Below are 13,297 nucleotides of genomic sequence, written 5' to 3'. Positions count from 1 at the left end.
TAATTATGGAAGGGATATACTTATTACTTGGAAGCAATCTTGGTGACAGGGCTAAAATTTTAATGGATGCAATAGAATTATTAAGAAAGAATAACATCAAAGTAATTCAGCAATCGTCCGTATATGAAACCGCAGCCTGGGGAAAAACAGACCAGCAATCCTTTTTGAATCAAGTGGTTCTGGTTGAATCAGATAAGCAGCCTAAACAACTTTTAGATCTGTTGCTCAGGATTGAATTGGATCTAGGTAGAGTTAGGAAAGAAAAATGGGGAGAAAGGCTGATTGATATTGATATCCTTTATTATAATTCTGAAGTTGTGAAGGAGGATGATTTAATCATACCCCATCCAGGTATTCCTGATAGAAAATTCACTTTAATCCCTTTAGCAGAATTAAGCCCTGATGGAATCCATCCTGTATTGAAAATGACACAATCAGAATTACTTTCAAATTGTGATGATGATTTGGATGTATCTCCTTTTAAAGATTAAAATTTTGTCTTTTGGCTTATTTTATTTAGATTATCCTTAATATTACACTATAACCCAAATTATTATAAAGCTATGAAAATTTTCAAAATAGTGCTCAGCCTAGCATTAGTTTCATTTATGTACGCATGTGGTGGTTCTGAATCAAATTCAGAAGAAAGCGAAAAAGCAGTGATGGAACAAGAAGAAAAGATTGCAACAGAGGTGGAAGCATCATCGGAAGAAGTAAAAAAGGAAGCAGAGGAAACAGAGACAGAAGTTGATAAATTATTAGAAGACATTTAAACCCTATAATCATGAAAACTAATTTAAAAATATCAGCAATTTGTTTTACTACAATTCTATTTCTATTCGGTACACAAAATCTCTTATTAGCACAAGGAAATTCACAAAATGGAAAAGAGAAAAAGGTAAAAAAGGAGATGGCTAAAGATAAAACTGCAAAAGAAATTAGTGAAGAGGTAGAAAAGGAGTTAGAAAGCCAAGATCAGATGGATGCAGAGCATGAAGAAATGCATAAATCTGATAAGCATATGGATGGTAAACCTTTAAAAAGAAAGAAAAATTCTGATAAAGTTGAAAAGCACGGTGCAATGAAAGGGCATATGGAAGGTAGTGAGTTTGGTCATATGCGATCTGCGGAAGCTAAAGAAAAAATGATGCATACTCATGAAAATATGATGGCTGCACAAGCCGCAATTAAAAGGTCCGAGGAGAAAATTGCTGCTGCAAAAGAAAGGTTAATGAAAGCTGAGAAAGAAGGAAAATATTCCGATGAAGAAAAGGAAGATAAGAAAAATAAAATAAGAATGGCTGAGGAAAAAGTGGCAGAAGCTAAGGAAAAACTAAAAGCTAAGCACAATACCATTCATGATAAAATGCAAAAAACTAAAAAACCTGAGAAAGAAGAAGTAGAAGAGGCAGAAGAAGTTGAAGTAGAAGAATAAATATCAGTAAGAATATTTTAGTAGGACTAATAGGATTTAATTATTAGTCCTATTTTTTTTGAATTGCAATGGGTAATTGGGGTATAAAGAATTGAATGTTAAGCTCGGATAGTTTTAAAATATTAAAACGTCTTTCTCATCTGGATTTTAAATTTACATAGTAAATCTTGCATCCTTTAAATTTAGGAATGTCAAAACTTCAATTCAATCCCTAATCCTGTAGTAGTGAGTGCCAAATTTAGTTCTGTTCGACTGCTTTTTTCTCCTATAAGTTTGCGCTCATTATACAATTCGATGGCTTCATCTGCTTTTCTATTAGCTTTTTTCTTTATTGGAACTGCAATAGCGATTAGGCTTACACCTGTGATAAGTAATGGAATAGTAATCTCAGGACTTGGATCAATAACGGATGGTAAGAAACTTCCAGCACCGATTGCCGCAATGATTTCTGAGGTGAATGCTAATCTTCGAGATGCTTTCATTCTTTTATGAGCAGCTTCATAAGGCTTCATCTTCTTTAAAACTTGCCTTTCAGATACTTCTTCACCTAGAATATAATAACGATTAAGAACAAGATTTCCTTTACGTTCTATTAAAGGAGAATCATTTTGACTAAATCCCATACTCGAGCTTATAAGCAAAATTAGAAAGAGTAGTTTGTACATTGGTTGATACATTTTCGGTTCAACCAAATATATAAAAAAAGTCTATAGCCTGAAAGCTTCAATCAAGTCTACCAACATTTCCATCTGTTCTTTAGAATGTGTTGGAAAGTTAGCAATTCTTACTTGTTCGTTTTTATAAGGACCATAACCCGTTCCGATATGCATTTTTTTATTTTTCAAATACTCTATAAGCTGTTTACTTTCAAAATCAGTTTTGACCACTTTTACAGTTTTAGACCTATGAAGGTCATTTTCAACAAAATGATGCATTTGTGGGTGTGATTCTATTACTTGATTGAGAATAGCTGATTTATAATCTATTTCTCTTCTTATTGGTAAAATTCCTTTCTCAAGCATATCATTCGCCACTTTTGATAAGGTATAAATGCCTAATATATTAGGAGTTTCTGCAGTTTGATATACTTTTGCTTTCTCAACCATATCGGGTAACCTATGATACGATCCTATAACATTGCCTTTCTCAACCATATTATTAGCCTTTTCAAGACATCTATTATTTACAATCCAAATGCCTAATCCTGCAGGCAAACCGAAAGCTTTTTGTACAGAAAAGTATAAGGTATCAATATTTTTAAAATTAATTGGAATAACTGGAACTCCAGATACACCATCAATGGCAATTAATTTATCAGGATATTTTTCTCTTAATGCATTTATGGTTTCTAAAGGAAAACTAGCACCTGTTGAAGATTCATTTAGGCAAATTGTTATAATTTCTGCTGAATCAGGAACATCAATTGCATCAAATGCTGGAACTGTACCTTCTTCAACAATAAGCTCATGAGCTTTTCTACCTAGTTGAGTCGATATTTTGGCAAATCTTTGAGAGAAAGCTCCCATACTAATATGATAACTTTCTTCTTCCACACAATTTTCAATGATGCGCTCCCAAGCTTCATTTGCGGAAGAAGTAATCAGGATATGATAGTCGTCTGGAATGTCCATTAACTCTCTTAAGTTTTGTTGACATTCTTTATAAATATCTTTAAACCATTGTCCTCTATGCGAGGTACTGCATACTCCAGTTTTTATGGCGTTTTTGATATGCTCTTCAGCTGTAAAGTATAATGCAGTAGGGCCTGGGGTAAAATATAATTCAAACATTTGCAGTTTCTAAGCTTATTTTAGATTTTTCTTTATAATCTGATAGTGTGATACTAAAAAACAATATTGCCGGAATCACCATAGCAATAGCGCAAAATAGGTACATCTGAGATAGGGAAAAAATTTCAGCTACATTTCCTAATGCAAACGCTCCTAAACCAATCCCTAAATCAATTGAAGAGAAAAAAGTACTAGTAGCAACTCCTCTTTTTTCAGGCTTAACCATATTGATCACCATGGTTTGTAAGGTTGGCATCACTATTCCATTCCCCAAACCTAATACAAATCCTGCAATAAGGAAGGCAGTTTCATCTTTGCTTTGAGATAGTAAGATAAGCCCCGATATTGTACCAATAAAACTTAATAACATTACGAAAGCAGGCCCTTTTTTGTCCATCATTTTTCCCGTTAAAGGCCTAATAATGCTTACACCAATGGCATAAATCAAGAAAAATAAACCTGTACTTTCAATTGATAATTCTTTAGCAAAAAGTGTAATAAATGACATAATACCCGCAAAAGGAAAAGCCAGCATTAACATGATCATAGATACTTTTAAAACTCGAGGTTCAAATACATTTTCAAAGCTTAACTTATTTTTTCTATTGCTAATTTTAGGGTGATTAACAAAGAATGAAAGGATTACAGCAATTGAACATAAAATTCCTGAAGTATAGAATAATAGTTGATAGTCAGAAGTATATTCTAATATTTTTAAACCTATTAGCGGACCAATTGCCATACTAAGCGTCATGGATAATCCAAATATCCCAATACCTTCCCCACGTCTGCTATTAGGCACTAAATCAGAGGTGATAGTTCCGCCTCCGGTTGTTACAAAGCCCCAGAAACCACCATTTAATAATCTTAAAAACAAAAGGAAAATAAATGAAGTTGCTAAACCATAGGCAGCCATTATTAGGGCATAACAAAACATAGCAATTAAGAATAAATTTCTTCTGCCATATTTATCAAAAGCATATCCGCTTATGGGTCTTACTATCAGTGCAGATAAGGCATAAATACCAATTATATAGCCTACTTTATCCGCATTTTCTCCCAAAACATCTGTAACAAAAGTAGGGAGGGTAGGCAAGAGAAAATAGAAAGAAACTGCCATTAATAAATAACTAAAACAGTGTAATAAAAAATCTTTTGTAAATAATGGCTCTTTAGACATAGCTATTTTATTAAAATGCAAATTTAATGTAGTTACATTTAAATAGATAAGAATAACTCATTTATTAGAGGATAGGTTTTACTTATGAATTATTCGCTAGCTTTTCTATTAGAGTGGGAATGTCTTTACTATGACAATCATGATATATAGAATTATTGATTGCTACATTTGGACCAAGCTTACAATAATCCATGCATTTAGTCTTGACTAGTCTAGTGTTTTTTATTGATGAGTCCTTAATTGTTTTTTTTAAATCTGATTTTAATACTTCACAGTCTTTCTTTTTACAATCTTTTCCTGTGCAGATAAATATAAGATTTTGCTTTTTCTTTGCTTCCTTCAAGACTTTGATAGCATTTAGTGTTAGCTAGTATATCGATTACATTCCAAAAGAGTTGTCTAGTATCTTAATCCGATTCAAGAAGATTTTCTTCAGTTACTTTATTAATCAATTCAATTGAATTTTTAACATCAAGCTTTTGCATTAAGTTAGCTCGGTGAGTATCCACTGTTCTATTGCTAATGAATAATTCTTCAGCAATTTGGTTACTGGTATATCCTTTCATAATGAGTTTTACAACTTCTAATTCTCTTTTTGTTAGGCTTATTTTAGGCTGAGCTAATTGTTTCTTTTTCCTTTTGAGACTGGTGATATAATTATTGACCATTACATCTCTTACATCCTTACTGTAAAAGCTTATGCCTTCCATTACTTTTTTAACACCATCAATAAGCTCTTCTTGATCAGCACCTTTATGAATGTATCCATTAACACCTGCTTCCATGCAAGAATTGATGTACTGTTCATCCAAATACATGCTCAGCATTATTACTTTTGGCTTATGCTCAGTTGTTAGTATTTCCGGAGCGGCTTCCAAGCCATTTTTATCAGGCATTGAGATATCTAATAATACTAAATCTGGTTTTAGCTCCTTATTTTTTTGAATGGCTTCAGAACCCGTTTTTGCCTCGGCAATAACTTCAAAGTCTTTTTCGGATTCTAAAAACATTTTTATTCCATTTCGTACTAATTGATGATCATCTGCAAGTAATATTTTAAGCATAAGATTTAGTTTTTAATGTGAATGATGATATTGGTTCCGAATTTTGCATTACTATCAATATCAATTTCGCCTTCCATAGATTTTACACGGTCAATCATATTTAATAAACCATGACTTTTATTCAAATTATCTTTAGAGTTAATTTGATTTGCATCAAAGCCTATTCCGTCATCTTCAATGGTTAAGTGAATCCCTTTTTCTCTACGGTAAAGTTGTATGGACACATTTTTAGCCTGAGCGTGCTTGTAAATATTATTTAAGGCTTCTTGTACAATGCGAAAAAGATTAATCTTTTTATCATCTAAATCACCTTCTTCTAAATTATTGGAAAATTGAACATGCAAGGAGAGTGAATTGTATTCTTCGCATATATTTTCCAAACTAGTTTTTAAATCAAAAATCTGGAGTTTAGAAGGCATTAAATTTTCAGATATTTTATGAGATTCCTCAATTGAAGCGTTAATTAATTCTATCAATTTACTTTTTGCATCTGGATTGTCAATAAGTGTTTTTATATTCATTTTAATTACATTAAGCATTTGACCTAAGCCATCATGTAATTCTCTACTGACTCTAACTCTCTCTTTTTCAGCGCCCTCAATTTGAGCAGCCAATTTTAGACTTTTCTCGGCTTTCTCTTTTAATAGTTTATCATAACTTTCCCTTGCATCATTGAAAACAACTAAAAACTGCTCTGTTTCTTCATTATAGAATTTAGCATTTGTGAGTGTAATATTATTAATGGGTAACTTTTTATCATTAAAGATCAGGAATAAAATATCTTGATTAATCAATTCATTTTTTAACTGATCATTTAATTTAGTAATTGATAATGGTTCCTCATTTTGATCAAGTACTTTTAGATCATTCCCAATTTTTAATTTTAAGATTTCGTCATGTTCAATTCCCAATAGTTGGGTCATGAATTCATTAGCATATTTTATATTGAAATTTGAATCAATTACAATCAAGCAACTTTTTATATTACCTAAAATAGTGGAGAGTAATTTTTGTGATTCCTTTTTTTGCAGATCAGCCTCATGCTTATAGAGACTAAGCTCAACATTGCTTAATAATTCAGATTCTGCAAATGGTTTACTTAGAAATGTTGTAGGAAAAGTTAATTTAGCCCTATCAATTGTTTTTTTATCATTTAAGGCTGTAAGATAAATAACGGGAACATCCTTAATTTTATTTATTTCAATAGAAGTTTCAATCCCATCATATTTGCCTTCAATCATTACATCCATTATTACTAAGGAAGGATCATGATCCTTTATGAATTCAATGGCATCTTCTCCTGATGTTAGAATATTGAGCACTTCATAGTTTGCTTTAAGTAGCACCTGTTTTAAGTGCATACTTACAATTGTTGAATCTTCAACTATTAAAATGCTTTTCCGCATACTGATTTATTAAATACAATTAAATATTAGGATTATAATAATAGTGAAATTCTTAAATTCTACCATACAAATTTTAATTTTTATGGTTCGATAAAATCTTAGAAATCGATGTTTAATGAACTGGGAGATATACTATAGGTAAAAATACGTATTAAAAAATATGTAATTCTAACCATGGTAAAATACATATTAATATTGATTGATTACAATTCTACCCGCTGTACTTTTACATTATCATTAAAACTTAAATGTCATGGTAAAAGCAGCCACTAAACTTGAAGAAAATATTAAGACTAAATCAGGGGAATCTTTAAGGTCCCAGTCAAATGGACAAGATTTAGAGAATCACATCGCAGCAGTTAATAATTCATTTGCATCAATTGAATTCGATCCTAAAGGAAATATTCTTTGGGCAAACGATCAATTTTTAGAGGCTGTGGGCTATTCAATTAATGAAGTCAAGGGTGAGCACCATAGCATCTTTGTAGATCATGATTATGCAGAAAGTGCTGAATACAAAAATTTCTGGAAGTCACTAGCAGCTGGAAACGCTCAAAGTGGAGAATTTAAAAGATTTGATAAGCAAGGAAATGTGCTATGGTTACAGGCATCTTACACACCTGTTCCAGATGATAAGGGTAAAATTGTAAAGGTTATTAAATATGCGTTTGATATTACAGAAAAGAAAAATGCTGAATTAGATGCTATTGAAACTGCTAAGGAATACGAGCAAATCAAAACTGAACTTCAAACCAGAATGGATCAGATTAATGTGGCTTGTTTGGTTTCTGAATCAGATTTGAAAGGTAATGTGATTTATGTAAATGATAAGCTTTGCGAGGTCACAGGATATACTCGCGAAGAATGTATGGGACAGCCACATAGTATGTTTAGACATCCAGACTCACCAAAATCAATATTTAAAGAAATGTGGGCTACTATTGGTAGAGGTAGAATCTTCAGGGGTGAAATTAAGAACAAAAAGAAAAATGGGGATCCTTACTATGTGGATGCCATCATTGCACCAGTAATGGGGCCAAACGGAAAGCCAGCTAAATATATTGGAGTAAGATATGATATTACTGAACAAAAACTCAAGGAGCAGGAAATCCAAAAAGCAATGGAAGAGCAATCGGCTGTAATTGAGGTGATTAGAGCTATGGCTAAAGGTGATCTTACACAAAGAGTAGAAAATGATTCTGATGTAGCAGCAGAAGTAAATGGAGCATTAGATAATTTAAATGAGGTTTTAAATAATATAAATAATGGTGCTGAAGTTGTCTCAACTTCTTCTGGAAATCTATTAAAAAGAAGTGAAGGGATTAAAAATAGTTCAAACGAGGTAGCTTCTGCTATTTCTCAAATGGCAAAAGGCGCTCAAGATCAGGCATTAAGAACAGATGAATCTTCGAAATTAGTTGAGGGTGTATTAAAATCTTCTGAGGAAATGCAAGGGAAAGCAGACTTCATTAAGAAAACTGCTGAGGATGGTCAAAAACGATCCGAAGAAGGCCTAAAAATCATCAAGAATTTAGTTCAGAATATGACGGGTATTGATAGCTCTGCAATTAAAACTTCTGAATCAATTGCCATTCTAACTGAGAGAGCTGAAGAAATTGCTAGAACTTTAAATGTTATCACGGATATCGCATCTCAAACTAATTTACTGGCACTAAATGCAGCTATTGAAGCAGCAAGAGCTGGGGATGCAGGTAGAGGTTTTGCGGTTGTAGCTGAGGAGATTAGAAAATTAGCTGAGGATTCAAGAAAATCTGCCGTTGATATTGAAAAAATAATCAGTGATGTTCAGAAAGATACAGTTTCAGCAAGCAAAGCAATAGAAAGTATGCAGACTAGTGTAAAGGAAGGCGGCAATGCTACTAAAGATGCTGAAAATATATTTGTTGAGATTGCAGGCTCAAGCGATACAACTTTCCAACATTCAAAAGAGATTTTAACAGCTTCAAATGGTCAAAAGGAAGCGATTGAAGCAGTTGTGAAAAATATTGAACAAATAGTAGTAGTGGCTGAAGAAACAGCTGCCGGAACTCAACAGGTGGCAAGCTCATCTCAGGAGTTGAATGCAGGTATGGTTGAAGTAACAGATGCTAGTAATCAGCTAAGTCAAATTGCTGAAGAGTTGAAAGCAGGAATCAAAAAATTCACTTTAACTAAAGCATAATATGGAAGCTGTAAAGGAACAAAAGATAACAGAAAACGAGCAAAAATCTCAGCTAATTATATTTCGATTAGGTGATGAAGAATACGGATTGCAGATAGGTCAAATCAAAGAAGTTGTACCTACTCCGCATATTACTCGCTTGCCACAAACTCCTCCTTATGTGAAAGGAGTGGCCAATATCAGAGGGAATATTATTGCTGTAGTTGATTTAGAAGAGAAGTTTGGATTGAAAGGAGAGAATGATTCCAATGCAAATAATTATACACTAGTAGTGGAAAGTGATCAAATTAAAATGGGAGTATTGGTGAGAGAGCTACCTAATACATTAAATGTTAAGAAATCTCATATAGAAGATTCAGCTAACATTATACAAGATGGTGGAGCTGAGCAGTCATACATAAAGGGTATAGTAAAGCTGGAAGACAGATTAATCATCATGTTGGATGTTTTCAAGACTATGTCAGAGAATGAATTAAATACAGTATTTAAAAATAATAAAGTTCATGAAACTGTTTGAGCATGCATTGAATTTAGGTGACATGATTGTCACAAATGAGCCTACCAACATTGCGTGTTATGGATTAGGATCATGTGTTGGACTTTTCATCTACGATAGAGTAAATAAAATATCAGGAGCGGCTCATGTAGTTCTTTCAGATGAATTAGAAAAGCACACGACTTATAATGCAAAAACAGCCTTTGAAAAGATTATTGAAGAAATAGAAAAAATAGGAGGTAATAAAAATGCATTAAGGGCAAAAATAGTAGGAGGGGCGAATCTATTTAATACTGGCTTCAAAACAGGAGAAAATAATGTTAAAGCACTGAAAAAGTTGATTTTAGACAATAAAATCTACTTAGCAGGGCAAGATACAGGCGGTAGTAAAAGTAGAACTGCTCGATTTAATACAATAAATGGGAACCTTAGTGTTTCCTCACAAAATTTAAAATACGCGATTTAAAGAATAGTAAAATGGGAAAGAAAGTTTTAATCGTAGATGATTCGCTTTATATGCGAACACTTATAAAAGACGCACTTGAAGAAGGTGGATATGAAATCGTTGGCCAAGCAGCTAATGGCGAAGAAGCTATAGATTTAGCCTTTGAGTTACAACCAGACATTATCACTTTAGATAATATTTTGCCAGACATGATTGGCACTGATATTCTAAAAGTTTATAAAGATGAAGGTCTACCATCAAAGGTATTTATGATCAGTGCAGTTGGGCAGGATTCAGTGATTGAAGAAGGTATGGGATTAGGAGCTGAAGATTACATCGTAAAGCCGTTTACTTCTGAGCAATTGGTTCAGGCACTTTCTAAATAATGACCAATGCCAAAACCATATCGACACTAATCGTAGAAGATTCTGCTCTGATGAGAATCCTACTTTCTGACATTTTAAAATCAGATCCTTCAATTGAATTGGTAGGAACTGCTAAAAATGGAAAGGAAGGAGTAGAAAAAGCAAGATTACTCGAACCAGATGTAATTATATCTGATATGATTATGCCAGACTATGATGGTGTTTATTTGGTTGAAAAGGTGATGAAGGAAAGCCCAACTCCTGTTATTTTATTGAGTTCTCTTGAAAAAAATGACGGATTGGTATTTGATGCTTTACAAAAAGGGGCATTTGATTTCTTAGATAAGCCTAAAGATGATATAACCAATTCAATAAAGGCGAAAAATTATCCTTTAACAAAATTGGTAAAGGCTGCGGCTGAATCGAAAATAAAGAAAATTAAAGTTAAGAAGAATAATCACAGTCATGCATTTAATGGTTCGGCTGCTTATTCTGCTATTGTAATTGGGGCTTCTACTGGAGGCCCAGGGGCAATCGAAACCTTACTAAAGCAACTGCCTAATAACCTGATTTTACCTGTTATTATTGCGCAGCATATGCCTGATAGTTTTATCACTTCTTTTGCTAAAAGATTAGATACGCTATCCGATTTACATGTGAAAGTTGCAGAGTCAGGTGAAGAAATTAAGTCAGGTTACATATATATAGCACCAGGTCATGCTAATATGAGGTTAAGAAAAAACCCGCATTCTGGAGCTGTTATAGTGAATTTTACGGATAAGGTGTATACAGAATTCAATAATCCCTCAATTGATTGTCTTTTGGAATCTGCATCTGAAATATACGGAAATAAAATGATCGGTCTCATTTTGACAGGAATGGGAAGAGATGGTACTGAAGGTTTGAAAAAAGTAAAAGCAAAAGGTGGGATTACAATTGCTCAAGATGAAGATACCTCAGTTGTATATGGTATGCCAAAAAGTGCTTTTGATTCTGGCGCTACAGATCGATTGGTGCCTTTGAATCAATTGGGAGGTTACATTGTAAGCTGTTTATAGAATATTATGGCTATGTCAAATAAGGAACAAGAATATAAAAAGTTATTTATCTCAGAGGCTGATTCAAGCGTGGAGGAGTTGGAAACACTACTTACACAATTAGAAAAATCACCTAAGGATCAGAAAACGATTGATTCAATCTTCAGAATTACGCATACCTTAAAAGGTAATGCAGCTGGAATGGGGTTTGAATTGATATCTAAATTTTCTCATGCGCTGGAGGATTTATTTTCGGAGATCAAACAAGCCAACATTAATATAGAAAGTGAAATTTTTTCTACTTTATTCAAAGCGGTTGATACTCTAAAAGAACTTGTTCAATCTCTTTCTGATGACAGCCTTAATGTTCGTTATAGAGGAATCCAGCGTAAGCTTGAGGTTATTGTTGAAAACAGTAAAAAGCAAGAATCCTATGCAGAAACAGCATCTGTAAAAGAAGTTGAGGACAAAGAAAAACCAGCAAAAAAAACCAAAGCAAAGAAGTCAACCGCTAAGCCAAAAGCTACAAAGAGTAAAGCTGTTGAAAAGCAGCAAAATGAGGAAGCAAAATTGGAAGAATTACGATCAGCAGTTGAAGCAAATCAAAAGCAAGAAGTAAGTAAAAAAGACCCAGTCTTTGAGCAAGAAATTGAGGTAATTCAAGAAGAAAAGGAAACTAAGAAAATCAGTTTTTCAGACATGGTACAAGTGCCCGTTGAAAAGCTCGATAATTTATTAAACTTAGTAGGAGAATTAATCATCGAAAGGGATAGATTAATCACAGCCCATGAAGCCAATGTTTCAAGAAATGAATTTAATAGCTTAAAAAGAGTATCCTCTGATTTACAATATTCTGTAATGGATGTAAGACTTGTACAAGTTGGCTTTTTATTCAATAAATTTCACAGAGTAGTAAGAGATGCTGCTTCAACTGAGAAAAAGCAAGTAGATTTAATTATTGAGGGAAGTGAAACTGAAATAGATAGAAATATTTTACAAATTATTTCAGACTCTTTAATTCACCTCATAAGAAACGCAATTGGTCATGGTATTGAATCAGAAACGGATCGAAAAGCGCATAAAAAGGAAATAGTAGGAAAATTAACCTTATCAGCTCGCAATGAAAGCGAAGGCGTAATCATTGATATAAAAGATGATGGAAAGGGAGTTGATGTAGATAAAATCAAACAAAAAGTATTAAATAAGGGCTGGGTTGACGCTGCAACCTTAGAAAAAATGTCAAAGGAAGAAATCATTTCTTTCATTTTTGAACCTGGCTTTTCAACCAATGATGCAGTTAATAGTATTTCTGGTCGTGGTGTAGGAATGGACGTGGTGAAAAAAGCAATCGATTCAGTTGGTGGAAATATAAAAGTAGAAACTGAAGCGGGTAAAGGAACTACTTTCTCATTAATACTGCCTTCATCAATGGCTGTTAAATCTACCTTATTATTTGAGGTTGGCCACAGTCAATATGCTGTACCATTAACCTATACCGATGCTGTTCTGTCACTTCAAAGGAAAGAGATATATAAAATTCAAAATAGGTTAATGATCAATCATCAAGATCAAACCATTGAAACTGTATTTTTAAGTGACTTATTCTTCCCAAATGAGTCAAGTGCAAAAGTTGATGCCTTAAAATCAGATGCAAAATGGAATGTGGTTTTAGTGCAATACAATGGGAAGAAATTAGGCTTAGTAGTAGATAAATTATTACAGCAAAAAGAAATAGTTGAAAAACCGCTTAAAAAGCCAGTAGATTTTGTACGCTATGTAAGTGGCGTTACCATTCTGGGTAATGGAAAAGTTTGTTTGGTTATTAACATACCACAAATCATTCAAAAATTATTTAATCATTCTGTTAACGTTAATGCTACTGCTGTAGCCTAGTATT

At 33.2% G+C, this 13,297-nt stretch carries 15 protein-coding genes; 9 read left to right on the top strand and 6 right to left on the bottom strand.

Annotated features, from left to right (window positions below):
* Positions 1 to 5: 5 nt before the first annotated feature.
* From folK to QYS48_RS00975, 3 genes are all read left to right on the top strand, one after another.
* On the top strand, positions 6 to 491 hold the full coding sequence (gene folK, locus QYS48_RS00985; protein WP_308357155.1) for a 2-amino-4-hydroxy-6-hydroxymethyldihydropteridine diphosphokinase: 486 nt from the start codon (positions 6 to 8) through the stop codon (positions 489 to 491).
* Positions 492 to 563: 72 nt separating this feature from the next.
* Positions 564 to 773 (top strand): hypothetical protein, encoded by a 210-nt coding sequence (locus QYS48_RS00980; RefSeq protein WP_302099772.1) that lies wholly within the window; start codon positions 564 to 566, stop codon positions 771 to 773.
* 11 nt (positions 774 to 784) lie between these two features.
* Positions 785 to 1,435 (top strand): hypothetical protein, encoded by a 651-nt coding sequence (locus tag QYS48_RS00975; RefSeq protein WP_308357154.1) that lies wholly within the window; start codon positions 785 to 787, stop codon positions 1,433 to 1,435.
* Positions 1,436 to 1,626: 191 nt separating this feature from the next.
* Here QYS48_RS00975 and QYS48_RS00970 read toward each other — a convergent pair whose 3' ends face one another.
* The 6 genes from QYS48_RS00970 to QYS48_RS00950 all read right to left on the bottom strand — a co-directional run bounded on the left by QYS48_RS00970 (position 1,627) and on the right by QYS48_RS00950 (position 6,875).
* On the bottom strand, positions 1,627 to 2,058 hold the full coding sequence (locus QYS48_RS00970; RefSeq protein ID WP_308357153.1) for a hypothetical protein: 432 nt from the start codon (positions 2,056 to 2,058) through the stop codon (positions 1,627 to 1,629).
* Between the two features lie 84 nt (positions 2,059 to 2,142).
* A complete protein-coding gene (locus tag QYS48_RS00965; protein ID WP_308357152.1) occupies positions 2,143 to 3,225 on the bottom strand; it encodes an aminotransferase class V-fold PLP-dependent enzyme in 1,083 nt (360 codons plus the stop codon).
* On the bottom strand, positions 3,218 to 4,405 hold the full coding sequence (locus QYS48_RS00960) for an MFS transporter (protein WP_308357151.1): 1,188 nt from the start codon (positions 4,403 to 4,405) through the stop codon (positions 3,218 to 3,220). The genes QYS48_RS00965 and QYS48_RS00960 overlap by 8 nt, the downstream gene beginning before the upstream one ends.
* An 82-nt stretch (positions 4,406 to 4,487) precedes the next feature.
* Positions 4,488 to 4,748: a (2Fe-2S) ferredoxin domain-containing protein gene (locus QYS48_RS17090; protein ID WP_369592737.1), complete on the bottom strand. Its 261-nt coding sequence runs from the start codon at positions 4,746 to 4,748 to the stop codon at positions 4,488 to 4,490.
* A 64-nt stretch (positions 4,749 to 4,812) separates the two neighbouring features.
* A complete protein-coding gene (locus QYS48_RS00955) occupies positions 4,813 to 5,469 on the bottom strand; it encodes a response regulator transcription factor (RefSeq protein WP_308357150.1) in 657 nt (218 codons plus the stop codon).
* Between the two features lie 5 nt (positions 5,470 to 5,474).
* Positions 5,475 to 6,875, bottom strand: coding sequence for a response regulator (locus QYS48_RS00950; RefSeq protein ID WP_308357149.1), 1,401 nt, complete (start codon positions 6,873 to 6,875; stop codon positions 5,475 to 5,477).
* 253 nt (positions 6,876 to 7,128) lie between these two features.
* Between QYS48_RS00950 and QYS48_RS00945 the strand changes: the two genes are divergently transcribed.
* From QYS48_RS00945 to QYS48_RS00920, 6 genes are read left to right on the top strand one after another with little or no spacing between them, the layout of a single operon-like run.
* Positions 7,129 to 9,057, top strand: a complete 1,929-nt coding sequence (locus QYS48_RS00945) for a PAS domain-containing methyl-accepting chemotaxis protein (protein WP_308357148.1) — start codon at positions 7,129 to 7,131, stop codon at positions 9,055 to 9,057.
* 1 nt (position 9,058) lies between these two features.
* On the top strand, positions 9,059 to 9,574 hold the full coding sequence (locus QYS48_RS00940; RefSeq protein WP_308357147.1) for a chemotaxis protein CheW: 516 nt from the start codon (positions 9,059 to 9,061) through the stop codon (positions 9,572 to 9,574).
* The gene (locus tag QYS48_RS00935) at positions 9,561 to 10,019 is read left to right on the top strand and encodes a chemotaxis protein CheD (protein ID WP_308357146.1); all 459 of its coding nucleotides are present in this window, start codon (positions 9,561 to 9,563) and stop codon (positions 10,017 to 10,019) included. Before QYS48_RS00940 ends, QYS48_RS00935 begins: the two co-directional genes overlap by 14 nt.
* Before the next feature lie 11 nt (positions 10,020 to 10,030).
* Entirely contained in the window at positions 10,031 to 10,384 is a 354-nt protein-coding gene (locus QYS48_RS00930; protein ID WP_302099793.1) for a response regulator, read from the top strand.
* Complete coding sequence (cheB, locus tag QYS48_RS00925) at positions 10,384 to 11,421, top strand: chemotaxis-specific protein-glutamate methyltransferase CheB (RefSeq protein ID WP_308357145.1); 1,038 nt, start codon at positions 10,384 to 10,386, stop codon at positions 11,419 to 11,421. Before QYS48_RS00930 ends, cheB begins: the two co-directional genes overlap by 1 nt.
* Positions 11,422 to 11,433: 12 nt before the next feature.
* Positions 11,434 to 13,293 (top strand): chemotaxis protein CheA, encoded by a 1,860-nt coding sequence (locus QYS48_RS00920; protein ID WP_308357144.1) that lies wholly within the window; start codon positions 11,434 to 11,436, stop codon positions 13,291 to 13,293.
* Positions 13,294 to 13,297: the final 4 nt, after the last annotated feature.

The sequence above is a fragment of the Marivirga arenosa genome (assembly GCF_030503895.2).
Taxonomy (GTDB): Bacteria; Bacteroidota; Bacteroidia; order Cytophagales; family Cyclobacteriaceae; genus Marivirga; species Marivirga arenosa.
This window is presented reverse-complemented; position numbering and strand designations above follow the sequence as displayed.